Raw genomic sequence first — 23965 nt, forward strand, 5'->3', positions numbered from 1 at the left:
TCGACAGAATCCCTTGAATATTCGTGATTCCCGATTGCTGGGGCAATGACCTTTGATTGGGCCATACAGTCTGGGAGGAATGGTTAGCGCTGCGCTAGGCGCCATCCTGATTTCGTACTGGGACGGTACGGCTCGCGTCAACCATTGATGCAAGGCGGATATCCTCAGGACAGCTATGGTGATCCGTTCTTGTCCCGGCTGCTGAATGGACATCCATACACTTGCCCCTTCATACTCCCCATTCAAAACGGGCTGAAAAGGATGTTTGTCTTGCTTGCTCCGTTGTATTCATGATCTTCCACTCCTGCCGAATAGAAATGGTTTTTCGTGCCGCTACGTTCGCCGTTACCGAAGAAGACAAGACGAAATACAGTATTATTGTCCCACTAGCAAATAGGAGAATGGAGTGAATGAGGATGGCAGAATTTGAACAAGACGGATTTGAAGAACGCAGAGAACGCGGAAGAAGACCACGCAGAAGTTTGGTGCGCACCACCGGAATCCTGCAAAATAATCTAGGGGCAGCGATCAACGTCCATGCTGAGGTCGTGAATCTCAATCTGGATGACGTAGAGATCCGCGTACAGGTATTGAACTGGGGTACAGCAGTTACGCAGACCAATCCCGTATCTACTGCGCTCGATGTAACACAAATTTTAATGGGCAATACCCGGACTGCATTCAATGCCGCAATCCCTGCAGGAAGCCACTACGAAGTTCGCTTGACAGTGGAAGACAATGAAGAGACTGTCTTGATCAACACCTATGCACGGACTGCTGTTGGCGGTGGCATCCTGAATGGCCTTACTGTTTTAGACAGCCAGTTCCAAAGAGTTGAAATCGAAAACTGTCTGTAAGGATTCTTTGAAAATTTGATAACGTTCGGGCATGCTGAAGAAGGAAAAGAAAGCAGGATTATGGCACGTTGCCATAATCCTTTTCTTTTCAGATACTGGAAACTGAATGGGCGAGAAAAGAAAAAAACTGCCCGCTAGCGGACAGTTTTTCGTAGGAGACTCTTACAGTTTTACTACGTTCTCAGCTTGTGGACCACGGTTGCCTTGAACGATGTTGAATTGTACGCGTTGACCTTCATCCAGGGTTTTGAAACCATCGCCTTGGATTGCGCTGAAGTGTACGAATACATCGTCTCCGCCTTCTACTTGAATGAAACCGAAACCTTTTTCTGCGTTAAACCATTTTACTGTTCCGTTCGTTTGCATGAAGAAAACCTCCAAAAGTCAATTTGAATATGCTAGTCATATTTACCGAAGCAAATAAAGCTCACATATCATGAAGACATACCCTCATGATTCTAGCAACGATACCCCTTCATGATATGTGAAATCATACCTACTTCCATACATATGCGGTTATCTTTCTAACAAAAACCGGACTTGCCAGTTACCTTTTTGAAACCAAAAACAACGAAAGCCCTGCCTCTCTTCCATCCTTGCGGCTCCGATGACCGCGCCAGTGTGAATCAGATATCAAAAACGCAATCCAATGAATGGCCTTACGTATCGGATTTTTCAAGTAGCATATCTATCCTACCACGATTGTCCAACAAAATCAATATCTGCGGGTTTTTCCACCAACACCTTCAAATTTGGTACAATGACGTTCGGGAGGGTTGATGATGGACAAGAAGACAATCAATTGCCATGAGCTTCAGGAGTTGCTGGAAGTGAACACGGATGTGATCTTGCTTGATGTGCGCGATGAAGAGAAATTTTTAGCCGGCAGCCTTCAGGCCAATCGTGCAGGCGCGATCAATCGTCCTTATACGCGAATGAAAGAAACGCAAGAACCTTTAGATGAAGCTACAGCGAAATTGTGGAAAGACAAACCGATCATTACAATTTGCACATCGGGAAACAAAGCTGGAAAAGCTGCCACGCTTTTGCAGGAACACGGATTTCAGGCATTTTCTTTAGAAGGTGGCCTGACTGCGTGGAAAGCGTTCGAGAGTAGTGTTCAAGAGTAGTGTTCAGAAGGACTGACATCGTCTGCTTGCGGCATCTCCCATTATTTACAGGTTCCCTTTTCGTAGAAGCCTTGGTAAAGTGGTTGATGCCAAACAAACAAGCCGAGACTTCCAGTTGGCTGGAAGTGCGGGGGATGATATTGCGAAAGAAATTTCGCTTGGGGTGAATCGCTCACAGCGATGGGTTGTATCCTCAACCCAAATCCGACAACTAACCTCGTAGGCAGAAAAAAGGAGACGATGTGAATAATGAAACAATTCGGCACTATTACCATCGCACTGGCATTGGGATTGGGAATCAGCCTGACTGGCTTTGCAAATACAGCATCTGCAGCTGCGCAATTCCCAACTTCTGCAAATTTCACTCAAAAGGCTCCATGCCCGTATCCAGCGGCATTATCCCAATTGCTCCCCACTATGAAGCAGTGGTACATGCAGCCACAAGTTCAGCTTCCTAACCAACAACAGCAGCCAGTCACAAACTACTATTCCTATGTACCGCAAAAACCCGTACAACAAGCACCTGTTCAACAAAAACCAGTTCAACAGGCTCCTGCCCAAGCACCAACACCTGCTGCAAATCAGAACCAACAGCCTGCAGCACCTGTCAATCAAGCACAGCCACAAAGCGATCAAGCGGCTACCTTTACCAAGCAAGTAGCTGATCTGGTGAACCAAGAACGAGCCAAAGCAGGACTCGCACCACTGCAATTCGATGCAGCACTCTCCAAAGTAGCGACTGCAAAAGCGGCCGATATGGCCCAGAATAACTACTTTGATCACATCAGCCCAACCTATGGCTCCCCATTCGATATGATGAAACAATTCGGGATCTCCTATATGACCGCGGGAGAAAATATTGCAATGGGCCAACGCACCCCGCAAGAAGTCATGACCCAATGGATGAACAGCGAGGGTCATCGCCAAAATATTATGAATAGCGCCTTCACCAAAATTGGTGTTGGATATGTGAATGGATATTGGGTTCAAACCTTCGCAGGATAAGGTTGAACAGCAGGGCCGCACTTCTCGGTTGAGGAGCGCGGCTTTTTCCGTTAGGCAGGACGGCAAGGTCCACCTACATAAGCTTGGATGTTTGTGCAAAAATGCTTGAAAAATCACGTCGTTTCAGATGACAAATGCTTGTAGATACGCTATCTTTAATGATAAAACAACTGTCGTAAGCAAAAGAGGGAGGATATCATGCATTCACTGGCATCACAATTGAACCAAACCATTCAACGAGAAAATCCACATGTTTTTCAGATGCTTTCCCACCTGGGCAGACTCATCTATTTTCCGAAAGAAGGCATTCTAAGCCAATCTGCCGAGGCCAAGGCGAAAGCCAAAAAATACAATGCGACCATCGGGATTGCCCTGGAAGCAGGCCAGCCCATGCATCTCAAAGTGATCCAGGATACGCTGAGCGCCTATAACCCCAAGGACATCTACGAATACGCTCCACCTGCCGGAAAACCGGAATTGCGTACGGCATGGCGCAAAAAAATGATTGAGGAGCAACCCTCCCTTGCTGCAAAGTCATTCAGTAATCCTATTGTTACCAATGCTCTGACGCATGGCTTGAGCGTCGTAGCAGATCTGTTTGCCGATGTGGGAGACAGCGTGATTATCCCAGACAAAAACTGGGAGAACTATGAGCTCACCTTCTCCATTCGCCGCGGTGCGGAAATGGTGTACTACCCGCTGTACAATGAAGAAATGACCTTTAATGCAGATGGTTTGCGCGAAGCCATTCTGGCCCAAAAAGGGAAAGGGAAAGCAATCGTCGTTCTCAACTTCCCGAATAACCCAACCGGCTACACCCCAGGTCCTGAAGAAGGCAAGCAGATTCTGGCGGCTCTCCAGGCTGGTGCTGAGGAAGGCATCAACATCGTAGCCGTCACCGATGACGCCTATTTTGGCTTGTTCTTTGAAGATTCCATGCATGAATCCCTGTTTGCCAGCCTATGTGATCTGCATCCGCGCATTCTGCCGGTCAAAGTTGACGGTGCAACAAAAGAAGAGTATGTCTGGGGCTTCCGCGTCGGATTTATCACGTATGGCGGCTCTGCAGACCTGCTCAGCGCGCTGGAACAAAAAACGACCGGGATCATCCGCTCCACGATTTCAAGCGGCCCGCATCCTTCTCAGACCTTTGTTCTGAACGCGCTGAACTCCCCTGATTTCTTGCAACAGAAACAGGAGAAATTCGAGATCATGAAAGGCCGCGCCAACCGCGTGAAAGCCATTCTCGACAGCGGCAAATACAATGATGCGTGGAGCTACTATCCGTTCAATTCCGGCTATTTCATGTGCCTCAAGCTTTCTACAGTCGATGCTGAAAGCCTGCGCACCCATTTGCTGGACCATTATGGCGTAGGCACGATCGCCCTTGGCCAGACAGACCTGCGCATTGCCTTCTCCTGCATCGAGGAAGCCGATCTGGAAGAACTGTTTGAACTGGTCTATCAAGGTGTCAAGGATTTGGAGAACAAGCGCTAAATTCGTCTCTCCCCTACCATACAAAACGCTCTGGCTTGGAAGTGGAAGCACTTCTGCGCCAGAGCGTTTTTTGTACGTTTACACCGCTGCCTTTCTGGACGATTGCGCTGCAGGAGGATTCGCCCGTTTCTTTTTTGCAGCCCCCACCAATAGCCAGCCCAATGGCAATTTGCTCAGGCCATATGATATGGCGAAGGACAGCAACGAGCACAACACAAACGCGACGAGACTGCCGAGGATGCCCTCATGGAACCATTGCAAAGCGCGCAGCCCTTGCATGACATAGGTCAGAACCAGCGCGTGAATCAAATAAGCACCGTACGAATACTGACCGATTCGAGTCAGCATCGCAGACAGGCGTTGATTTCTCAAGAGCCAAAGCGCCAAACCATAGATCAACAGAAGCTGAGCCACCGTATACAAGAACATGGACGGCTTCAGGGAAGTGGCGACGTTCAGATTGATCAGACCGCTTCCCGAATCACGGATCAGCTCGTATCCCACGTATCCGTAAAGCAAAGCAAAGGAGATGCAGATCCACGTCCAATACTGCTTGATTTTTGCCCGAAATACGGTCAACAGGACTGCTACCATGCCTCCCAGCAGGAAATAGAAGAAGTAGTAAAGAGCGTTGCGATCCCGATATTTGATGAAATAGGTATCCAGCCATACGTTGTGAAAGGAGAAACCATGTGCGGGAATATAGCGGTGCGAAAACCACATCATCACGCCATACACCAAACTGACTCCCGCAGCGATAATGATAAAGCGCAGGAGGGTCTTCGCCTGTCGCCGCAAGAAACGAAACACCTGCTGCCACCAGGGGTAGAACAGATAAAACTGAAAGATCATCACAACGAACCAGAGATGGTAGGAAGCTGTCCCTGTCAGGATGGTCTTGCTTAGATTCCAGACTCCTCCACCATCTCCCCCCTTTTGAAAATCTGGGGACAAAAGAAGATAGACGACCGACCACACGAGATAGGGGAGCAGAATTTCCGTAATCCTTTTTCGCATAAAACTCAAGTAGGCAATCTTCTCATAGTAGTTGTAAAACAAGACTAGACCCGTGATAAATACGAAAGCAGGCACGGCGAATTTCAGTAGATGAAACCACATTCCATAAACCATCGCGGTCTGTTGATCAATCCCGGGTACTCGCATATAGATTCCGATGACATGTTGATACACGACAGCCAAAAACGCAAAGGAGCGAATTAGCTCAAGCTCTGCGATTCGTTCTTTTCGCATACATCCGCACCTTCCAACGTTTTCCATTATTTGCAAAACAACAAACTCTTTATCCATACTACTTTTTTGAAGCAAGGATCGCAAGTTTAAGAAAAAGGAATAGCCAGCTATCCCTTGCCATCTCGCAAGAATATAGCTGGCTTCTTTTCATTCTGCTACTCGGTTCCCTTCAAGACTTGATTCTCTGGATGGGAATCCGCGTTCCATAGGTCATACAGCGCCACACCCACTCCATCGGGCCATAGGTGTAACGGGCTAGCCACCAGCGGCTCCAGATGATTTGGAAAACAAACAGAATCAGACAGATGATTACGCCAGTCAGCAAACTTACCGTACCGTACAAGTGAAAGAGGCGAACTATTCCAGTAAATACTATCGTCTGCAATACGTAATTGCTCAACGCCATCCGCCCCACAAAGGCAAGAGGCATCAATCTCTTCCTCCACGCTTCATCTGCACACAGCAGCATCAAGGAAGCGATGTAAAAGACGCAAAGCGTCAGCCCACTCCACCCTACGAAGACAAGGACCCCTGTATCCACAGAGGCTGGGAGTACCACAACCCCTTCCTGTAAAAGCGGAATCATCGCTGCCAATGGAAGACTGGCAACGAGTGAAATCCACCAAACGCGTCGAATCGCTGGCAGAAAGTCCGCCGTACGGTGAAACAAGCCTTGTCTGGCTAAAGAAAATCCAAATAAAAAAAGCGGCAGGACAGTTATTACGGCAAACAATTCATTGGAGATTACGTAAGGAAGCTCGTAAGATAGACGAAATTCCATCCATTGCGACCAGGAGCCTTCGTTGTATACTTGCAGGGCCGTTTCCGTCAGGCCTGCTTTGACTTCCATTTGCTTTGAAGCCGGATCAGACGGGAGAAAGAGCAGGAGCGTCATCAGGCCCTGGTAGAAGATCAGCAAAAACCATGCCCAGGCGTGCACCGTTTTGCGGTTCTTGCGGTAGAACCATAAAAGAATGCCTCCTGCCAGCGCATAGGTGTGCAAGATATCACCGTACCACAGGAAGATGAGATGCAGCATGCCGAACCCCAGGAGCACCCATAAGCGTCTGGCAAAAAGACGTCTGATCGGGAGGCCCTTCTGTTCGGCTCGATGCATGAAGAGGAAGAACCCTGCACCAAATAAAACGGAAAAAATGGTATAAAACTTCGTCTGGATAAACATGTTGAAAAAAAGCCGGAGCCATTCGTCCGCTCGCGTGTGCTGGATGGGGAGGGCATCTGCTGGTAGGAACAACATCGGGTGCAGAAATGTAGGCATATTGACCAGCACGATTCCCAGAAGGGCAAAGCCTCGAATCACATCCAGCTGGTGGATGCGATCCCCCTCTGAGACAGGAAGTAAATTCACGCATGTCATCCTTTCTGGTTCTGATAGAAGGAGCGAAGAGAAACGGCATGCAGCAGCATGACTCCCGGTGCTCCGGCGGATTCATTCATTTCCGAATGCGAAACGCTTTGATTCTGTGTAAGAAGGTCTTGTCAGGCAATCGTTGAAACAAGGAGATTGCTGGCCGAAAATTGGCCTCGATAATCCATATCTTTCCCTCTTGATCCAATCCTACATCCAATCCTACCTCTCGCAAGCCAGGATAGGCTTTCCCCAAGCAGGAAGCCACTGCCAATGCTACCTTCCTGAGCTCGGACAAGAGATCAGGCGATTTTGGTATCCCTGAGCGGAGGATGGCGTTTTGAAGCGAGAGTACACTGCCTCGACTGCGGGCTACATTCGTTACTACATACCCCGGACCTGCCAGCTTAGCCAGCCATCCTGTAACCTGCCAAGGCTGGCTGCTCCTTGTCCGCTGCACCATCACTCTCACATCAAATGGCCGTCCATTTATCCTACCCAAAGAAAGATGGGGCTGCAACAAGTATATCTTCGGACGAAACAATGGCCTCACTGTATGGAGAACGGCCTCTTTTCCCTGCACAACCCGCCGAAGCGAACCCGCATGGATTTGATATCGCTCCCCATCCAGGCTGCTCACTTTGATGATCCCTGCTCCTCCCCCTCCGCCTGATGGCTTCAGAATGACATCACCATAGTTCTCGATGTACTCCCACAGAGCTGCGGGGGAGAATCGCTTCGTCGGCGGCAAATACGCCTGTAAAAACGCATCCTTTGCGAGATGCTGATGCTTGCTCCATTTCCCTACGTTTGGCGCTTTTATTGCTTCATCTCCCCATTCACAATCAGATGATGTTCCTCTACTTTGGTAATTCTGTTTTTGTCATCGACAAAGACGACTTTCGGCACCAATTGTCTCGCTTCCCATTCGTCGTACATTCCCATGCTGAGTATGATGACAAGATCGCCAGGCGAAAACAGATGAGCAGGAGGACCATTCAAACAGATTTTTCCACTTCCCCCTTCAGCCGGCAATGCATATGTTTTCCAACGGGTCGCGTTTCGCAGACTGGTCACCTGAACGATTTCATAGGGAAGAATATCTGCCGCCCTCATCAAGTCTTCGTCGATTGTAATGCTTCCTACATAGTCAAGCTCAGCTTGCGTGACGGTCGCTCGATGAATTTTGCCTTTGCACATATGCCGCTGCACTAGGCAAGCACCCCTTTCCCGATCCAGATGCTCCTAGTCTATGTGCAGCAGGATGTCCATGAACCCATTCGTGTTGCGTGAAGCGGTTTTTACCAGACAAAAAAGCAGGGGAAGATCCCCCGCTTCGTCGTATGACACCGCTAATCGTAGCTTGCCAGGCTGTTGACAATCTGCTCCTCGATACGGTTTAGATCCAGGTCGTTCGACATATACCCATTGATGATCAGCGAGAACACCAGCTTCTCACCGCTTTTCGTGGTCACGTAACCGGACAGGCTTCGCACATCGGTCATGGAGCCTGTCACGCCAGTCAGATTATCTTCTGCAGCGGTTCCGATAAAGCGCTCCTCCAGTGTCCCGTCTACTCCAGCCAGTGACAGCGCCTCTTCGAAGACAGGTGAAATCTCGTGCTGCTTGCTCATGCCTTCCAGGACAGACACGAAGTGCCTTGGAGAAATCAGGTTGTAGCGAGTGAGGCCCGATCCGTCCATCATGTCAAAATTGGTTTTGCCGCCCATGGCTTGCACCATCTCCAACACCGACTGGACACCGGAGTCGGCGCTGCCGTTCGCTTGTTTGTGCGCACCGATGCTCTTCAAAATCATTTCGGCATATCCATTGTCGCTTTGTTTGCTCATATAATCTACGATTTGGCGAAGCGGCTGGGAAGTAAACTCCGATTGCTTAACAGCAGTTGCGGGTACTGCACCCAAGACAATTTTGCTGTTGCCGGAAAAACGGATCCCCTCCTCTTCCATCTTCTCCTTTAATACCGTACCGAAATACATCGCAGGCTCTTCGACCGGGATTCGTTTGGCGCCACCCTGATCATCCAGAGGCAAAGTCCCCGTCAGGCGAATCTGATTGGTTCCTCGGTCACGCTCGATGACAACAGAATCTCTACCGCCTTCTACCGTGACGGCTTCGTTCTTCACGCTCAGGTAAGAAGTATTCGGATAGAGGCTGACGCGAACAGCATCCCCCTCCTGGTCTCCCGGCTCATAAGCAAGTGCAATCGTTCCCCTGTTGAGCGACAAGGCTCCGATGCGCGGATTGAACGCTTCATCCTCATCGTCCCATGTCCATCCAAGACCCAGACGCTCTTGGTCAAAATAGGTTTCATCCAGTATCAGATTTCCGGTAATCTGCTTGATCCCCCGTTTTTTGAGATCGTCTACGATCTGCTCCACAGATACGCCGTTCTGCACTTTTAACGAATCGTCTGTGTGGATCGTAGGGTCCCCGTATCCTTTTACATACAGATTTCCCTGGATCACAGGAGAATCAGCCTTGGCTGCATCTGTGTACAGCTCCGTCTTGTATACATATTCAGGTCCAAGCTGCGACAAGGCGGCTGCACTTGTCAGCATTTTGACATTCGCTGCAGGTGTCAGGAGAGTATCGGCATCCCGCTCGTACCAGACCGCCTCATCACCGGTCGAGTCTACGGATTTGACCAGCAGTCCGACGGCGAGATTCTCCAGTTGCGGCTGATCCAGGATGGGATCGAGTGTTGCAGACAGCTTGTATGTTTTTTGTCCGTCCGATGCATACCCATCCGGCATGCTGAGCTGGGGATACGCAGTCGACAGTACGATGATCTGGTCTTGCAGATCTCTTGCATACTTGGATTTATACACCCCATTGGTCATGATCACGTAGGCAAGCTTATGTCCATTTTGTGCTGTGACATAGCCAGCCAAGGTATTGACTCCGCCCATCGAGCCCGTCTTCGCGATCGCTTTCTTTTCGGCAATCGTCCCTTTCAGGCGGTTTTTGAGGGTACCATCCACGCCAGCGATCGGAAGTGATGCTTCCAGAGCCTCGCGATAGCTCTGCTCCTGCACAAAAGCAAGCATGGTCACCATCTGCTCAGGCGTGATCCAGTTGAAGCGGGAAAGCCCGGAACCATCGACCACTCGGAAACCGGAATTGATGCCGGCGTGCTTCAGCATGTCGCGGACCGCTTCGCTTCCCGCCGCAAAGCTGCCCTCTCCTTTTTGGGTGGCTCCCAATGTCTTCAGCAGCATGTCGGCGTAAAAGTTGTCGCTTTCCTTGTTCAATTCGATCACGAGCTCGGAAAGCGGTTTGGAGTAGTGCGTGTGGAGTGCCGTTCCGTGTGTTGCCACTGTTTTTTCGATACCCTTTTGTGCCGGAGTGATGATCCCTTCCTGCAGCAGAATGTCCCGCCACAGCTCTCCGACAAAAAGAGCCGGGTCTTCCATCGTGACAGCCTCTTGATAGGGCTTGGCTTGTGCCCCGATCGTCCCTTTCAGAATGATTTCGTTTTTTCCTCGGGGACGTTCGACAGTGATGGATGTCGAACCGCTGTTCGGAACGGTCTGGATCTGATTGGTGATGGCCACATATGTAGTCGCAGGCTGTAAAGTGACAGCGGGGGCCGAGGCTTTCCCAGGTGTAATCGTCACGGTCACGCTGTTTTTCTCTGCCGCCAGGCCGCTGATCTGGGCACTGTATCCGTAAGGCTCGTCATCCCACATCCAGCCCATTCCTAGACGCTGTGTATCGAAATAGCTTTCATCGACGAGCAGCTTCCCCGTCACGCGTCGGATCCCTTTTTCCTTCAGGGCCAATGCGATGTCGCGCAGATCGCTTTGTTTCAGACTGGGATCGCCATAGCCCTTTAGGATCAGATTCCCTTGGACAACGCCATTTCCGACAAGAGAGCCGTCGATAAGTACCTCTGTCTTCCATCGATAATCAGGTCCCAAGCGATCCAATCCCGTAATCGTCGTGAACAGTTTCAGTGTCGATGCCGGGATGTAGCTTCTCTTCGCCTGATGCTGATACAGGAAGCGCTTTTCTGTCAAATCATAGATGGCAATTCCCGCATGAAGACCGACGCTGTTGTCATCTTTTTTCAGATCAGACAAGCGCTTTTCAATCTGTGCCTGAAGGGGCGACACTGCTTCTGCCCCTGATTCGGCATAGACTGGTGCCGCCGAAACAGACAGAATCATGGCCAACACCATCAGCCACATACAGGCTTGTTTGACTTTTTGATTCATAGGCTCCTCCTTCTCATATTGTCGTACAGGCGGCTCTCCAGTATCAGAGAAAAAGCCAGAGTACGAGTCTTATTTTTCTAAATAGTAACACAATTATCAGGATACTTCTTGCGACTAACGTACCTGTTGCTGTCCATACTAGAGAAAACATGACCGAACGGAGGAATTTCCTGTGCTGATTCGCTTCTTCTCGACTGTTGTCCTCTGTCTGACTTTGGCATGTCCGGCATTCGCTGCTCCCCCTGACCTGGCTCGCCTGCGCGTCGACCCCACCCCTGTAAAAAATGTCCACGAGCTGGTACAAGCCGGTGATCTCATCGTCTCAGGCCGCACCGACAGTCAATACCAATCTGCTCCAACGGGAGTTTCCCTGCGACAGGGGAAGGTGCTCAACTACGTACAGTCCTTTCGGGTCCAGCGCACCTGGAAAGGCTCTGCCCCGCAAGTCATCCAACTGCTGACAACAGGCATTGAGCCATTGCCAGACGCCAGAGATCCTCTCAATCTCACCTACCCAGGGCCCCTGAGCGAAGGAGAGTATGTGCTTTTTCTCAAAAAGGTGCACGGAACCAATCTTTATCGTCTCGTCGGGGTATGGCAAGGAGTATATCCTGTCCAAGGCGGGCGCACCATCGCCCTGCGGGGAGTCGGATTTGCGGAATTGAATGGGCTTGCGTTGGACCAGATCGCCCATACATTGCAACGATTACAAACGCCTTCACGTTAACGGTCTGGCAATATCCCCAATTGCTTTCCCAGATCGATGAGCGCCATATAGGGATCTCCCGGCAATTGCAGGGCGCAGGCAAAAGCCGGCTCGGTCTTGATGCCTTGCTCCTTGAGTCTCAAGATCGTCTCCTTGAGTCCGGGGTCCCTCTCCATAAGCGCATGCTCCACAATCATATGAAGGTAGGCGTTTTGCTCTTTCACGGGTCTTGGCTGGCCGAACAGCTCAAAGGCAAATCCGCTGTAAAAAAAATTGGCTTTGATCGTCGGAATCCCGTTCCGTTCTTTTTGTGTGATGACAAAGTCCTGCAGCCCCCCGTACAACGAGGTCACATCCTGTTGAAATCGGGTAAAATCATGTACCTCCATGATCACGTCCAGATCGGATTGATCCGTGTCGATTTCAATGGGAATCGTCCCGCACAAGACAGGCGTATACGAAGCCAGCTCCTCTGGAATGCGAAGTTCAGTAATAGCCTGATACGCCAGCTGTTGTTTGGGGTTGCCAGCCTTTAATGTCTGCCAATCAGTCAACAAGCCGTTTCTCTCCTTTCCATACTGGGGAGTAAAAACAAAAACCACTGTCTTCACAGTGGTTTTTACGGTGAGCCACTACTTGCTCATATAGTACATAAAAAGGAACATCGCGATCGCACAAGCGAGGACGGTGCCGATAAAGCCCCACATGACCCATTTATTTTCATTGCGATTCTGATTATCGTTCATCACGCAGTCTCCTCATACAAGCATTCATCATCATTATAAAACCGTTTTCATGGAAAAGAAACCCGATAATATGACAAAGATGTTGCTTTCAGGAGTTTAAACAATCGTTTAATTCACAAACTGACGAACGATTTGAGTTGCTTGAACATCTCCGCTAATCAATTTTTCCTTTTTCATCCAGTCGATCAGCGTCTGCCAGGATTCCTCTGTCTGGTAGCCAAAAGGCTTGTCTCCTGCATCCATCAACGGCAACAGGATCTCCAGACTCTTCGTCTCGATGTCCTCCTCGAGCGGGAACTCCTCCGCCTGCTTGGCCAAAAGCAGATCAAGAGCCGGTTTTGGATTCTCGGCGACGTATTTCTGTGCTTTTGCAGCCGCGCGCATAAATGCCTCGAACGCTTGCTTTTTCTGTTCCCACTGATCATCGCTTGTCGTCAAGATCAGTTCGTAATAGTCAGGCACCCCGAAGTCAGTCGGTTTGAAAATGTTAAGCGGCACACCGTGCTTCTCTAAAATGGGCCCTTCGTGGTTAATATACCCTCCGACTACGGCATCCACCTTTTTGCCGGTCAAGGCAGGCACAATGTCAAAGCCAATGTCGATAAAGGACAGCCCGGAGTCGTCTCCGCCAGCATGTTTGACTGCTGTACGTACGATGGATTCGTTGAACGGTATTGACGGAAATCCGATGGCTTTGCCTGCGAGCTTCTCCGGAGAATCCAGTCCGCTATCCTTTCTGGTCATGATCGCGTTCAGCGGATGTCTGACCAAAGCCGCTACAGAAACGACAGGAATGCCTTCTGCTCTCGCTTGAACCACCTGTGTCTGATAGCTGATCGCCAGGTCTACTTTGCCTGCCGCTACCATCTTCAGCGGGTCGTTGCTGTCAGATGGCATTTGCAGGTCAACATCCAGATTCTCTTCCTTGAAAAAGCCCTTCTCCTGAGCTACGTACAGAAAGGAGTGGACCGCATTGGGATACCAGTCCAAAGCGACTGTCAGTTTTGTCGGTTCCCCTCCGCCTGTTGCCTGCGGATTCGAATCCGGAGCAGCCGGAGCTGCGGTATTGCTGCTTCCGCAAGCCGCCATGCTTGCAGCCAAACCAAATGCCAGAATGCTTTTCATCCAATTCTTTTTCGTTCTCATGATGGTTTCTCTCACCTATTTTTTTTATTTTTTTCGAGTCTGTGGCATATAGCGTTGCCCGATATATCCCACGAGCCAGAACAGCAGCATGCCGAGAAGGGATAACAACAGGACGGATGCGAATAGAGCAGGTGCTTGAAAATTGCCGGATGCCCGCCGCCCGAAATAGCCGAGCCCTTCGCTCGCCCCCAGCCATTCGCCGATTGTTGCACCGGAAACGCTGTACGTCGCCGCTACCTTCAGCCCGCTGAAAAAAGCCGGAAGACTCGAGGGCAGCTGCAGCTTCGTGAAAATTTGCCAGGGAGTTGCCCCCATCGTCTGCAGCAATCGGATCATTTCCCGGTCGGTCCCGCGCAAACCATCATAGGTGGTGACGACGATCGGAAAGAAGGTAAACAACACCGTGACGGCGATTTTCCCCGAGATGTCATAACCGAACCAGAGAATAAACACGGGCGAGAGAGCGATGATCGGAATCGTCTGCGATATCACGATATACGGGTAAACGATGCGCTCGACCAAACGGCTTCGGTTCATGGCAAACGCGAGCAGGCTTCCAAATACAATCGAAATGCCGAGGCCGATGAGCACTTCCTCCAGCGTCGCCCACAGATGCTGTCCGAAGAGCGGTTCCCGCAGTTCCCACAAGGCGTGCAACACTGAGCTTGGCGGAGGAAGAATGAAAGGAGGGATCGCCAGCAAGCGGCAGACCGCTTCCCAGAGCGCGAGAAACAGGAGCAGCGAAGCCGCAAACCATATACCGCGCTTGCCTTTATCCATGAACGACGCCTCCCTGTACCCTCGCCCCTGCTGCTTGCCGCAACAACCTCCATATCTCCTCGCGCAATTCCAAAAAAGCCGGGAGATTGCGACTAGCCGTACTGCGGGGGTATGAAATCGGAACTTCGCGCTCCACGGGAGCGGTAATCGGCGAACCCGACAGAAGGATGACGCGATTTGCCAGCAGAATGGCTTCATCGATATCGTGTGTAATCAAAATCATCGTACTTCCTGTCTGCCGCCACATCTGCAGCAGCCACTCCTGAAGCTCCAGGCGCGTGATGCCGTCCAATGCGCTGAACGGCTCGTCCAGCAGCATCAGATCCGACCCGAACAGCAGCGCCCTAAGGAACGAGACACGCTGTCTCATGCCTCCCGACAATTCATGGGGATAGGCATCCGCCCACTCAGACAGGCCGTATCGCGGCAGTTCTTCCCGCACTCGCCGCTGCGCCTCTTTTTTGGAGCAACCTTGAATTTCCAGCGGCAGAGCGGCATTTTCCACTACGGTGCGCCACGGCATCAGCGCATCGCTCTGCGGCATGTAGCCGATTTTGCCCAATCGCTCCTTCGTCGCGACTCCGTCGATGCGAATCTCTCCTGCCTGCGGCTGCAAAAGGCCCGCTGCCAGTTGAAACAGGGTGCTTTTGCCGATGCCGCTCGGTCCGATCAAGCTGACAAAGTCGCCTTTTTTCACGACCAGGTCAAAGGACGACAGGAGCATTCTCTCCCCGTAGGAAAAATCGACCTGCGAGAATGCGAGCTTTTCGTTCACGGCCACATTTCCTGCCTGTACGCCATATCCCAGAAAAGGACCTCCATCTTCGACGTGATGAGGAAGTGCTCTTCCAGTCTCGCCAGCTCCTGCTCGTTTTTCCCTTCGGCCAGCTGATCAATCAGCTCGATCAGCCAGATGGCCAGGGAGCCAAATTCATCAGAGCTGTACATCCGCACCCAGTCTCCGTACAGCGGGTGGTCCATGGCCCCTTCTACTTCAGCCAGACGCTTCCCGATCTCCCAGTAGCTCCAGGTGCAAGGCAATAGCGCGCTAACCAGGTCTGCCAACGATCCTTCATGGGCAACCTTCAACATATAGCTGGTATACGCCAGCATGACGAAGGAAGGCTCTGTGGCTTCCAATTCCTCGCGTGTAATGCCAAAGCGTTCCGCATACTGGCGATGCAACGACATTTCATAGTTCAATGTCGCTTCTTGCAGCTGAGCAAACCGCGCACTGGTCGTCAGGTCATATGCCTTTGTGCTCCCAAGCGCAAACATTTTGGCGTATTCGATCAAATAGACATAGTCCTGCTTCATGTAAAATTTGAATGATTCCACCGGAAGACTTCCATCTCCGAGCCCCATTACGAACGGATGTTTGTATTTGCTTTCCCAGATCGGCGCCACGCTTTGCAAAAGTCTTTGGCTAAAAGGTTTCACGATGCGCTCACTCCTCCATTTTTTCCTGGTTGCACCAGGTCGCGATAAACACAGCCATGATTTGCGCAAACTTGACTAGCTGTTCCGGATCGATCGATTCGTCAACGGAATGTGCTTGGGACAGTTCTCCAGGGCCAAACAAGGCGGCAGGAATGCCTGCGTGGGCGAACCAGCCTGCATCCGTAACGGATGGGGACATATCCACTGTGGGAGCATGTCCGAACTGTTGCTCGTAGGCTGCCTGCAGTACGGCGAGGGCAGGATGTTCCAAATCCAGCTCCAGAGATGGGAAGATTTCGCCGCGCTCCTCAATCATGGAACGCCCTCCCCATCGAAAAGAAGGGGGATTCTCGCGGAGCCAGACATCAGCAGCAGCGGCCCGATTGACATGATCCTCAATCTCCTTGACGACCTCTTCATACGATTCGTTCGGGTAAAAGTGAACCGTAATCCACAAGGAGCAGCGGTCTGCGATAAAGGCAGCGTGACGGCCACCTTCAATCACTGCCGGATTAATGGTCGTAGTGCCGGGAGGAAAGCCAGGGTACGACTTCATGACCGCCCAATGCCGTTCCAAATCCTGCAATGCCGCCAGGATCTTCGCCATTTTTTCAATGGCTGACGCGCCGTGAACGCGGCCTCCAGCATGGATCGTCCTTGCTCGCATGCCATCGTGCAGGGTCTCCGGGCTTTCGACCGTAATCCACCCGGTGATCACACCGCCCTGGCCTTGGATGTGCAGATCGCTCGAATCCACAACCACCGCATAGTCAGCCGTATAGCCCCTCTCGATGGCAACCAGCGTTCCTGCTTCTCCCGCTTCTTCGCCGATCACGGATTGGAAAATCAGATCGCCCTGCAGGCTTACACCGTACTCGCGCAGCATTTTGATTGCAAACAGGCTGGCGGCGAGACCGCCCTTCATATCCGAGACCCCTCTTCCGTACAGGCGGCCATCCTCTCCACGAGTCAAGGAGAATGGCGGATGTGTCCAGGCTGCATCATCCCCGACCTCCGCTACGTCGATGTGGCCGTTGACGATCAGACTCTTTGCTTTTTGCGGCGCTGTGCCGGTCAATCGCCCCACGACGTTATCGTCCCCTGGATACACCGTCCAGCGATCCACTTCAAACCCCAGCTTCTGCAATTCTTCCGTCAGCACTTGTTGCGCGGCGTCGCTGTTTCGGGCTGGAGGGCTGACCGTCGGATGGGAGACCAGCGTCTGCAGCAGATCGAACATCTCATCCTGCCGCTGGGCGATGGCAGCCACCGCTTCACGCAATCGATCCATCGCTATTCAATCATCCCTTCTGTCGGGCTGCTTGCGGAGGCGTAGCGCTTTTTCGGAATGCGGCCTGCCAAGAACCCTTTGCGGCCTGCTTCCACGCCCAGCTTCATCGCTTCTGCCATCAGCACCGGGTCATCGGCCAATGCTACTGCCGTGTTGAGCAATACACCGTCCGCTCCCAGCTCCATGGCTTTGGCGCAATCTGCCGGAGAGCCGATGCCCGCATCCACGATGATGGGAACCTTTGCTTCCTCGATGATAAAACGCAGGTTGTTCTCATTGATGATGCCTTGACCTGAGCCGATCGGGGAGGCACCCGGCATAACGGCGTGGACGCCTACCTCCTGGAGACGTCTTGCCAGGATCGGATCGTCATTCGTATACGTAAGCACGGTAAACCCTTCCTCGACCAGGATGCGCGATGCTTCCAGGGTTCCGATCGGATCAGGCAGCAAGGTTCGCTGGTCTCCGATGACCTCCACCTTGATCATGTCGCACAATCCAGAAGCTTTCGCCAAACGCGCGATGCGTACAGCTTCCTCTGCGGTGTATGCCCCGGCCGTATTCGGCAAGAGTGTAAAGCGCTTCAGATCGAGTCTTTCCAGAAAATGAGGCTCATGCGGGTTTTCCAGATTCAGGCGGCGCACAGCAAAGGTGAGAATTTCCGCTCCGGATACCTCCACTGCCTTTCCTTGCGTATCCAGATCAGCAAACTTCCCGGTTCCCAAAAGCAAGCGGGAACGAAATTCGTATGCTCCAATTTTCAATACGTCCATGTCTGTCATCCTCCCCCTACGAAGTGAACAATCTCGATGCGATCGCCATCTGCAATCGTCTGATTTTCATACAGCGAACGTTCAATGATCGTACCGTTCTGCTCGACTACCACGATCTTTTCCATTAATTGGTATGAATCGAGCAAATCACGGATCGTCCGCACTTGATCCGTCAGCGGGACCTGTTTTCCGTTTACAATGATCTGCATAAAGCCCCCATCTCCTCCTTCTCCCGTACAACTGAAAAAAGCTTCCCCCGCCGCTGGGACCACCCAGTCATGCGAAAGAAGCTGTATATCCAAAATATCCGGACGAATGAAAAAAACCATCCGCCGCCGGGATGGTTGGATTCGATCCTCTATGCCATATGAAACAGATACGCTCAATTCAAGCGATCTCTTCCATCTAGCCGAAATGATTTCGTCTACCTCTTCCTCCGCTGGCATGACCCAGGTCAGGTTCAACGGTCAGTAACGCATTCGTTACAATCTCAGCCGACTATGCTCGGCCCCCGTTTGGTAAAGAACTATGCGGTTGTGTACTACGCCTATACCGTACCATGCTATTTGCTGTTTGTAAAGGCTTCCTTGTGGATGTTTTCCAGTTCAACGAGACAACGCTGCGCCCACGCTGACATTTTCTTCATTTTCTCCATCTCCCGTTCCAGTGCGATCCGGACGGACTCTTTGTAATCGGGGATGGCAGCATTGTAGCGAATCACGGATTGTCCAGGAACATAAAACTTCTCCAGATAGGACAAGGCGGTACGCTGGTGAAACAGGGGAACATCTACCTCGTAGGAAGTATGCAGGTCTCCTTGGGTCGGGTATTTGGTGACAGCGAGAACCTTCACCAACAGCTTGCCATCATGGTTCTCCAACACCTCTGCTACATATTCGCCTGTTTTATAAGGCACGCGGACAATATCACCCGTATTCCAGTTCATATTCTAGTCCTCCTTCTCATGTCTTGCCCGAAAGCATCCTGCCCAGACTGGCATTGTGCTATCGCATAAGCTCCTCCAGTTTTTGGCGGGCCAAGGCAAGCACTTCTTCCGCTGCAAGATTTGCCTGACCGCCACCTTGTGCGACCGCCGGGCTCCCGCCGCCTTTGCCATCGATTGCTGGCAGTACCTCTTTCATCAGTTGATTCATGGCAACAGACACATTCTGACCGCGTGAAAAGACAAGCTGCCGCTTCTCTCCGGTCGTCGCCAACAACGATATGACATCCGTGGCTTGCGCGTTCACCTGTTGGGCAAATTGTTGCAATTGCTGGATCGTCCTGTCGGCAAAGCCTTTTTGCAACAGACGATACCCCCCTACAGGAGTCGCTTCGGCCAGCGCTTGGCGAACCTCTTCTGCCAGCAGCAGCCGCTCTTTTTCTTGCAGAGCTTGCTTGAGTGCGTCACGCTCCGCCAGCAAGCGCTCCAGCTCTGTGCCGAGTTCGGCTTCATTGGTTCCCAACAGTCGGACTGCGTCGCTGATCCTGCGCTGTTTGACCGTATACTCGCGCATGGCGCGCCAGCCGCAGAGAAATTCCAGCCGTACGTTGCCGCGATGGCGTTCCCAACCCAGTATCTTGATCAGCCCCACTTCCCCGGTACGGGATGGATGCGTTCCGCCGCAGGGATTGTAATCAAAATCCGGAATCATCACCAGGCGGATGTCTTGCGTGACGGTAGGCGGCTTGTGAAGCGGCAATGCCTTCCATTCCTCCTCCTCGACAAAACGGGCGATGATCGGGTGATTTTCCAGCACAATCTGGTTGGCGCGATGCTCTACGTTTTCCCAGACGTCAGGGGTCAGTTCATCCAATCGAACATCAATCGTGACACGCTCGCTTCCCAGATGGAAGGCTACGGTCTCGGCGCCAGCCACCTCGCGGAAGGAGGCAGATAAAATATGCTGCCCGGCGTGTTGCTGCATATGGTCAAATCGGCGCTCCCAATCAATCTGCCCGTTTACTTGTTCCCAAGATTCGGGGAGCTGCCCTTCCAGTCGGTGGCGAATCTCCCCATCGATTTCTTCTACGTCGACGACCCGAATCTCTCCCAGGTAGCCTTGGTCGGCAGGCTGTCCGCCCCCGGTCGGGTAAAAGGCCGTTTGGCTTAGCACAACGTACGGTGTGCCATCCGCTTCGGCTCCTCGTTTCGTGATCGCAGCCGTGAAGGTTTGCTGGTAAACGTCTTGATAATACAGTCTGTCTTTCATCCTTACTCCTTGCCGCTGGAGTCTGCCATCGTCCGAATGTGCTCCAGCCATTTTCTCTGCCGGCCCGTACCCGTATAATAGGGGGCGGGAGGCGATTTCGTTGAGCAAAAAATATTTTACGCCCGAAGAAGCGAACCAACTGTTGCCATATGTACGAGAAGAAATCTCATATTTGCAAGGACTAAAAAGCCAATTTCAAGAGACCTATCGGGAACGCGAGCACTTGAAAAAATTGCAGTCTGCGACAGACGACGCCATGTTCACCCTGGAATGCAAGCTGGAATTCATGGAAATGGAAGCCCAGATGCGTCTTCAGCACTTGGCAGCCAGCGGAATCCAGGTGAAGGACATCGATGTGGGGCTGGTTGACTTCCCCGCTCTTCTCAACGGTGAAGAAGTCCTGCTTTGCTGGCGCGAAGGAGAAGAGGCTGTCGAGCACTATCACGGTCTTTATGACGGCTTTATCGGCCGCAAAAAACTGGACTAGGAGCCTGCAATGTAGGCAAGCAGCTCGCCCATTTTCGCGTCTCGCTGCAAACGTTCTTCCGGTGTAGCCAGATCGTATTTTTTCAACAGGTGAAAAAGTTCATTCAACTGCTCCTGTGTCAAATCCGTCGCGAGCAAAGCCGCAAGCTGATCGGCGCGTTCTCCCGGAAGAAAAGGGGCTTGCTCCGACAGTTTCTTTTGCACATCATCCACCGTGTGGTTCAATCTGCACTCTCCCATGAAGATACCTCCTGTTCACTGCTCTTTTTGCCATCATACCATGATTCGTCCTGCGAAAAAAAGGCGTACAAGCCCCTGGAGCTGTACGCCTTTTTGCTTATGCTCTCTTTCGGACGCGAAAATTGGACTCGATCAGCAGCCAGTTTTGCGGAAATGGCAAACCCAATTTCCAGTAGCTGACGCCTCTCAATCCCATCTGTTTAACCAGATTAAACTTAGCCTGGATCGAACGCGCATCCTCAAACCACACCTGATGACGACGGCCTTCATCGTCTGTGTACTCGAAAAAGGGAGCCTGCGCTCTGGCATCATACTGTATCGGCACATTTTGCCTCGCTGCAAGTGCGATTGCCCCTTGGGCGCTCAATGCCTTGGCAGTCGTTCCCGGTTGGAAAGGTAGCGTCCAGTCATAGCCGTACAGGTTTTGCCCCATCATGATTTTCTCCGCGGGCATCTCCGTCTTCGCATACTGCAATACCCTGCGCACCGGGCCGATTGGCGAGACAGCCATCGGTGGACCTCCGCTGTACCCCCACTCGTAGGTCATGATGACGACGAAATCGGCAATCTCCCCGATCTGGCGGTAATCATGGGCAGCGTACCATTTTCCTTGCTGCTCGGCGCTCGTTTTCGGCGCGACGGCGACTGACATCATCATTCCCGCAGCCTGGGCACGCTCTTTGGCACGCCTGAGAAACTGGGCATAGGCGTTCCGATCGGATGCTGGCAACGCCTCCATGTCAAAGTGGATGTCTCCAAAGCCCAACTCCCGGGCTGTTGCGAAGATATTGTCCAGCAACTTTTGCTGCAGGGCTTGATCGTTCAGGACGAGACTGCCCAATTCCGAGCTGAATTGGTCTCCTTCCAGATTGGTCACTACAAACATCATGACGACCTGATTTTCCTTAGTAATGGCAGGAAATTCGTTCAACGGCGGCCGGGAGAGCGTACCATCCCGCTGGATCCGAAAACTGAACGGGGCCAGATAGGTCAAATGAGGTGCCGCTCTGCGAACATCTGCCTCCAATGCAGGACTGACGGTCCTCCGCGGTTCGGCATACGCAGCGAAATCCGCTGCCCGGCGGGGGCGGGGCGGAATGTACAAGCGCTGACCAATGGACAAGGGACGGTACATCGATATTCCGTTTACCCTCGCCAGTTCTGCGGCACTGATCTGGTATCGCTGACCGATGGTATACAGGGTATCCCCCTGTTGCACCACGTAAAAGCTTCCCACGATCGGAATCACAAGCGCCTGTCCGACGACGAGCTTGTTCGGATCAGGCAGTTCGTTTGCCCTTGCGATCTCCTCGGCTGACGTATCAAATTCTCTCGCAATATCCTGCAAGGTCTGTCCTTCTTCGACCACATAGATCTGCATGCTCCTCCTCCTTCGCACAATCTCTCTTTTCCTTAGTATTCAGGGAGAAGGCGGTAGGTGTATGTCTAGGTGAAGGATTTCAGCAGATCGTATAGATGAGCCGCCGAATGAAGGGCGTAGTACCGTTCCTGTACCTGACCAGACTGGATGAGCAGCAGAGCAGGGACACTGGTAATCTGCCATTTTTCTGCCAGGGATGGCGCTGTATTCAGGTTGATCTGATCTATTGAGACATCGGGCAAAGCAGCTTCCACTACGCGCAGCATCTGCCCCGTGATCTTGCAGGTGCCGCACATCGGCGTATAGACGAAGAGGACAAAGGATTCCTTCGCGGCAAGCCGTTCATCGAGCTTGTCCAGTGGCAGTTCTTCCATCTGATTTCTCTCCTATCCGAATCGTACCTTCTTCCAGTATACGCGATAGCGGACGCAGCACTCACAAGTCAAAGCGAAAATCATCATCTGTCAGCGGCTCCACATGAATCGTCCGGACATAGCCGTTCCCTTTTTTGGAGAAAAAGTCATGCTGCTTTGTATGGGTGCGAATTCCATTTAGCACGATCGGGTTTACTTCCTCCTCGGGGAACAAGGGTTCGAGCCCCAGATTCATCAAAGCCTTGTTGGCATTGTAGCGTACGTAAGCCTGAACCTCTTCTGTCAGGCCAATCCCGGAATACAGCTCCGCCGTGTAGGCCATCTCGTTTTCATGAAGCTTGTCCAGCAAGGCGTACAGCTCCTCCTTGGCGGACGCCTGTTCCGCGACACTCAGCTTCTGGAATACCTCCTGGGCCAAGACGCCCACATACAGCCCGTGGATGCTTTCGTCCCGAACGATCAGGTCGATGATCTCGCCGCTGCTCGTCATTTTGCCCTGACCAGCCAGGAACAACGGATAGAAAAAACCGCTGTAAAACAGATAGCTTTCCAGAAAGACGGAGGCGACCATCGCCAGATACAAGTCTTTGGGACTGTGGATATTTTGATAATAGTTCGAGATCAATTCGGCTTTTGTTTGCAGCCGTGGATTTTTTTCAATCCAGCGAAAAATGCCGTCGATCTCCTCTGTCGTTGCCAAGGTGGTAAAAATACTGCTGTAGGATTTGGCGTGGATCTGCTCCATCATGCCCATGAAGCCCAACACCGCTTTTCGCTGCAAGCCGTCCACGTGCTCCAGGATCTTGGGCATGCCGATTCCGCCCTGTACCGTATCGAGCAGGGTTAGCCCCCCGAGTACTTTTTTATACGTATCCCGCTCGGCTGCGCTCAGCTCCAGCCAAGCCATTTTATCGTCCGAGAGCGGGATCTCGTCGTCTGTCCAGAACTGCATGATATTCTGGTTCCAAAAGGTCATCGTAAAATCATCGTCGGGTCTGTTCCAGTTGACTGCTTTCACCTGGTCTCTCTCCTCCTTCTT

26 protein-coding genes and 2 riboswitches are annotated in these 23965 nt (G+C 51.8%); of the genes, 6 read left to right on the top strand and 20 right to left on the bottom strand.

Features of this window, described 5'->3' with window-relative positions; genetic code table 11:
• Positions 1-416 precede the first annotated feature (416 nt).
• On the top strand, positions 417-857 hold the full coding sequence (locus EDM58_RS20870) for a hypothetical protein (RefSeq protein WP_122915075.1): 441 nt from the start codon (positions 417-419) through the stop codon (positions 855-857).
• Between the two features lie 162 nt (positions 858-1019).
• Here EDM58_RS20870 and EDM58_RS20875 read toward each other — a convergent pair whose 3' ends face one another.
• Positions 1020-1223: a cold-shock protein gene (locus EDM58_RS20875; RefSeq protein WP_023556900.1), complete on the bottom strand. Its 204-nt coding sequence runs from the start codon at positions 1221-1223 to the stop codon at positions 1020-1022.
• A gap of 416 nt (positions 1224-1639) precedes the next feature.
• On the opposite strand from EDM58_RS20875, the gene EDM58_RS20880 reads away from it, so the two are divergent.
• The 3 genes from EDM58_RS20880 (at position 1640) to EDM58_RS20890 (ending at position 4489) form a co-directional block, all read left to right on the top strand.
• Positions 1640-1987: a rhodanese-like domain-containing protein gene (locus tag EDM58_RS20880; protein WP_122915036.1), complete on the top strand. Its 348-nt coding sequence runs from the start codon at positions 1640-1642 to the stop codon at positions 1985-1987.
• A gap of 90 nt (positions 1988-2077) precedes the next feature.
• Positions 2078-2228, top strand: a riboswitch (cyclic di-AMP (ydaO/yuaA leader).
• An 8-nt stretch (positions 2229-2236) separates the two neighbouring features.
• Positions 2237-2992 carry a CAP domain-containing protein gene (locus EDM58_RS20885; RefSeq protein WP_122915037.1) on the top strand — a complete coding sequence of 252 codons (756 nt, stop codon included), beginning with the start codon at positions 2237-2239 and terminating at the stop codon, positions 2990-2992.
• Positions 2993-3190: 198 nt separating this feature from the next.
• Complete coding sequence (locus tag EDM58_RS20890; RefSeq protein WP_122915038.1) at positions 3191-4489, top strand: aminotransferase class I/II-fold pyridoxal phosphate-dependent enzyme; 1299 nt, start codon at positions 3191-3193, stop codon at positions 4487-4489.
• A gap of 78 nt (positions 4490-4567) precedes the next feature.
• Here EDM58_RS20890 and EDM58_RS20895 read toward each other — a convergent pair whose 3' ends face one another.
• The 5 genes from EDM58_RS20895 to dacB all read right to left on the bottom strand — a co-directional run bounded on the left by EDM58_RS20895 (position 4568) and on the right by dacB (position 11350).
• Positions 4568-5740, bottom strand: coding sequence for an acyltransferase (locus EDM58_RS20895; RefSeq protein WP_122915039.1), 1173 nt, complete (start codon positions 5738-5740; stop codon positions 4568-4570).
• A gap of 169 nt (positions 5741-5909) precedes the next feature.
• Entirely contained in the window at positions 5910-7109 is a 1200-nt protein-coding gene (locus EDM58_RS20900; RefSeq protein WP_122915040.1) for a DUF418 domain-containing protein, read from the bottom strand.
• 85 nt (positions 7110-7194) lie between these two features.
• On the bottom strand, positions 7195-7932 hold the full coding sequence (locus tag EDM58_RS20905) for a YheC/YheD family protein (RefSeq protein WP_122915041.1): 738 nt from the start codon (positions 7930-7932) through the stop codon (positions 7195-7197).
• On the bottom strand, positions 7929-8321 hold the full coding sequence (gene panD, locus EDM58_RS20910) for an aspartate 1-decarboxylase (RefSeq protein WP_122915042.1): 393 nt from the start codon (positions 8319-8321) through the stop codon (positions 7929-7931). Before panD ends, EDM58_RS20905 begins: the two co-directional genes overlap by 4 nt.
• A gap of 140 nt (positions 8322-8461) precedes the next feature.
• Positions 8462-11350: a D-alanyl-D-alanine carboxypeptidase/D-alanyl-D-alanine endopeptidase gene (dacB, locus tag EDM58_RS20915; RefSeq protein ID WP_122915043.1), complete on the bottom strand. Its 2889-nt coding sequence runs from the start codon at positions 11348-11350 to the stop codon at positions 8462-8464.
• A gap of 172 nt (positions 11351-11522) precedes the next feature.
• Here dacB and EDM58_RS20920 point away from each other — a divergent pair, with 172 nt between their 5' ends.
• Positions 11523-12077: a hypothetical protein gene (locus EDM58_RS20920; RefSeq protein WP_246000925.1), complete on the top strand. Its 555-nt coding sequence runs from the start codon at positions 11523-11525 to the stop codon at positions 12075-12077.
• On the opposite strand, the gene EDM58_RS20925 is transcribed toward EDM58_RS20920, so the two are convergent.
• The 10 genes from EDM58_RS20925 to EDM58_RS20970 all read right to left on the bottom strand — a co-directional run bounded on the left by EDM58_RS20925 (position 12074) and on the right by EDM58_RS20970 (position 20445).
• On the bottom strand, positions 12074-12613 hold the full coding sequence (locus EDM58_RS20925; RefSeq protein WP_122915044.1) for a DUF4269 domain-containing protein: 540 nt from the start codon (positions 12611-12613) through the stop codon (positions 12074-12076). The two genes, EDM58_RS20920 and EDM58_RS20925, sit on opposite strands and share 4 nt — an antisense overlap.
• 297 nt (positions 12614-12910) lie before the next feature.
• Positions 12911-13948, bottom strand: a complete 1038-nt coding sequence (locus tag EDM58_RS20930) for an ABC transporter substrate-binding protein (RefSeq protein WP_122915045.1) — start codon at positions 13946-13948, stop codon at positions 12911-12913.
• A 24-nt stretch (positions 13949-13972) separates the two neighbouring features.
• Positions 13973-14728, bottom strand: a complete 756-nt coding sequence (locus EDM58_RS20935; RefSeq protein ID WP_122915046.1) for an ABC transporter permease — start codon at positions 14726-14728, stop codon at positions 13973-13975.
• Positions 14721-15503 carry an ABC transporter ATP-binding protein gene (locus EDM58_RS20940; protein WP_122915047.1) on the bottom strand — a complete coding sequence of 261 codons (783 nt, stop codon included), beginning with the start codon at positions 15501-15503 and terminating at the stop codon, positions 14721-14723. The genes EDM58_RS20935 and EDM58_RS20940 overlap by 8 nt, the downstream gene beginning before the upstream one ends.
• Complete coding sequence (tenA, locus tag EDM58_RS20945; protein WP_122915048.1) at positions 15500-16168, bottom strand: thiaminase II; 669 nt, start codon at positions 16166-16168, stop codon at positions 15500-15502. Before tenA ends, EDM58_RS20940 begins: the two co-directional genes overlap by 4 nt.
• A 7-nt stretch (positions 16169-16175) precedes the next feature.
• The gene (locus EDM58_RS20950) at positions 16176-17459 is read right to left on the bottom strand and encodes an acetylornithine deacetylase (RefSeq protein WP_122915049.1); all 1284 of its coding nucleotides are present in this window, start codon (positions 17457-17459) and stop codon (positions 16176-16178) included.
• Positions 17460-17461: 2 nt separating this feature from the next.
• Entirely contained in the window at positions 17462-18232 is a 771-nt protein-coding gene (locus EDM58_RS20955; protein WP_122915050.1) for a thiazole synthase, read from the bottom strand.
• 5 nt (positions 18233-18237) lie between these two features.
• On the bottom strand, positions 18238-18441 hold the full coding sequence (thiS, locus tag EDM58_RS20960) for a sulfur carrier protein ThiS (protein ID WP_122915077.1): 204 nt from the start codon (positions 18439-18441) through the stop codon (positions 18238-18240).
• 205 nt (positions 18442-18646) lie between these two features.
• Positions 18647-18757, bottom strand: a riboswitch (TPP riboswitch).
• Between the two features lie 37 nt (positions 18758-18794).
• Positions 18795-19178 carry a kinase-associated lipoprotein KapB gene (kapB, locus tag EDM58_RS20965; RefSeq protein ID WP_122915051.1) on the bottom strand — a complete coding sequence of 128 codons (384 nt, stop codon included), beginning with the start codon at positions 19176-19178 and terminating at the stop codon, positions 18795-18797.
• 58 nt (positions 19179-19236) lie between these two features.
• A complete protein-coding gene (locus tag EDM58_RS20970) occupies positions 19237-20445 on the bottom strand; it encodes an alanyl-tRNA editing protein (RefSeq protein WP_122915052.1) in 1209 nt (402 codons plus the stop codon).
• Between the two features lie 100 nt (positions 20446-20545).
• Here EDM58_RS20970 and EDM58_RS20975 point away from each other — a divergent pair, with 100 nt between their 5' ends.
• Entirely contained in the window at positions 20546-20932 is a 387-nt protein-coding gene (locus tag EDM58_RS20975) for a DUF2203 domain-containing protein (RefSeq protein ID WP_122915053.1), read from the top strand.
• Here the strand turns inward: EDM58_RS20975 and EDM58_RS20980 are convergent.
• The 4 genes from EDM58_RS20980 to nrdF all read right to left on the bottom strand — a co-directional run bounded on the left by EDM58_RS20980 (position 20929) and on the right by nrdF (position 23944).
• Positions 20929-21171, bottom strand: a complete 243-nt coding sequence (locus tag EDM58_RS20980; protein ID WP_122915054.1) for a 50S ribosomal protein L7ae — start codon at positions 21169-21171, stop codon at positions 20929-20931. The two genes, EDM58_RS20975 and EDM58_RS20980, sit on opposite strands and share 4 nt — an antisense overlap.
• Before the next feature lie 97 nt (positions 21172-21268).
• Complete coding sequence (locus EDM58_RS20985) at positions 21269-22552, bottom strand: glycoside hydrolase family 18 protein (protein ID WP_122915055.1); 1284 nt, start codon at positions 22550-22552, stop codon at positions 21269-21271.
• A gap of 65 nt (positions 22553-22617) precedes the next feature.
• On the bottom strand, positions 22618-22926 hold the full coding sequence (locus EDM58_RS20990) for a thioredoxin family protein (RefSeq protein ID WP_122915056.1): 309 nt from the start codon (positions 22924-22926) through the stop codon (positions 22618-22620).
• A gap of 61 nt (positions 22927-22987) precedes the next feature.
• A complete protein-coding gene (gene nrdF, locus EDM58_RS20995) occupies positions 22988-23944 on the bottom strand; it encodes a class 1b ribonucleoside-diphosphate reductase subunit beta (RefSeq protein WP_122915078.1) in 957 nt (318 codons plus the stop codon).
• Between the last annotated feature and the right edge of the window lie 21 nt (positions 23945-23965).

Source organism: Brevibacillus panacihumi (assembly GCF_003710985.1).
GTDB classification, from domain to species: Bacteria; Bacillota; Bacilli; order Brevibacillales; family Brevibacillaceae; genus Brevibacillus; species Brevibacillus panacihumi.

Bases quoted from the DNA above. Each gene is read 5' to 3' on its own strand.
- EDM58_RS20870 (WP_122915075.1), top strand. From the start codon at position 417: ATGGCAGAATTTGAACAAGACGGATTTGAAGAACGCAGAGAACGCGGA.
- EDM58_RS20875 (WP_023556900.1), bottom strand. From the start codon at position 1,223: ATGCAAACGAACGGAACAGTAAAATGGTTTAACGCAGAAAAAGGTTTC.
- EDM58_RS20880 (WP_122915036.1), top strand. From the start codon at position 1,640: ATGGACAAGAAGACAATCAATTGCCATGAGCTTCAGGAGTTGCTGGAA.
- EDM58_RS20885 (WP_122915037.1), top strand. From the start codon at position 2,237: ATGAAACAATTCGGCACTATTACCATCGCACTGGCATTGGGATTGGGA.
- EDM58_RS20890 (WP_122915038.1), top strand. From the start codon at position 3,191: ATGCATTCACTGGCATCACAATTGAACCAAACCATTCAACGAGAAAAT.
- EDM58_RS20895 (WP_122915039.1), bottom strand. From the start codon at position 5,740: ATGCGAAAAGAACGAATCGCAGAGCTTGAGCTAATTCGCTCCTTTGCG.
- dacB (WP_122915043.1), bottom strand. From the start codon at position 11,350: ATGAATCAAAAAGTCAAACAAGCCTGTATGTGGCTGATGGTGTTGGCC.
- EDM58_RS20930 (WP_122915045.1), bottom strand. From the start codon at position 13,948: ATGAGAACGAAAAAGAATTGGATGAAAAGCATTCTGGCATTTGGTTTG.
- EDM58_RS20935 (WP_122915046.1), bottom strand. From the start codon at position 14,728: ATGGATAAAGGCAAGCGCGGTATATGGTTTGCGGCTTCGCTGCTCCTG.
- EDM58_RS20950 (WP_122915049.1), bottom strand. From the start codon at position 17,459: ATGGATCGATTGCGTGAAGCGGTGGCTGCCATCGCCCAGCGGCAGGAT.
- EDM58_RS20955 (WP_122915050.1), bottom strand. From the start codon at position 18,232: ATGGACGTATTGAAAATTGGAGCATACGAATTTCGTTCCCGCTTGCTT.
- thiS (WP_122915077.1), bottom strand. From the start codon at position 18,441: ATGCAGATCATTGTAAACGGAAAACAGGTCCCGCTGACGGATCAAGTG.
- kapB (WP_122915051.1), bottom strand. From the start codon at position 19,178: ATGAACTGGAATACGGGTGATATTGTCCGCGTGCCTTATAAAACAGGC.
- EDM58_RS20970 (WP_122915052.1), bottom strand. From the start codon at position 20,445: ATGAAAGACAGACTGTATTATCAAGACGTTTACCAGCAAACCTTCACG.
- EDM58_RS20980 (WP_122915054.1), bottom strand. From the start codon at position 21,171: ATGGGAGAGTGCAGATTGAACCACACGGTGGATGATGTGCAAAAGAAA.
- EDM58_RS20985 (WP_122915055.1), bottom strand. From the start codon at position 22,552: ATGCAGATCTATGTGGTCGAAGAAGGACAGACCTTGCAGGATATTGCG.
- EDM58_RS20990 (WP_122915056.1), bottom strand. From the start codon at position 22,926: ATGGAAGAACTGCCACTGGACAAGCTCGATGAACGGCTTGCCGCGAAG.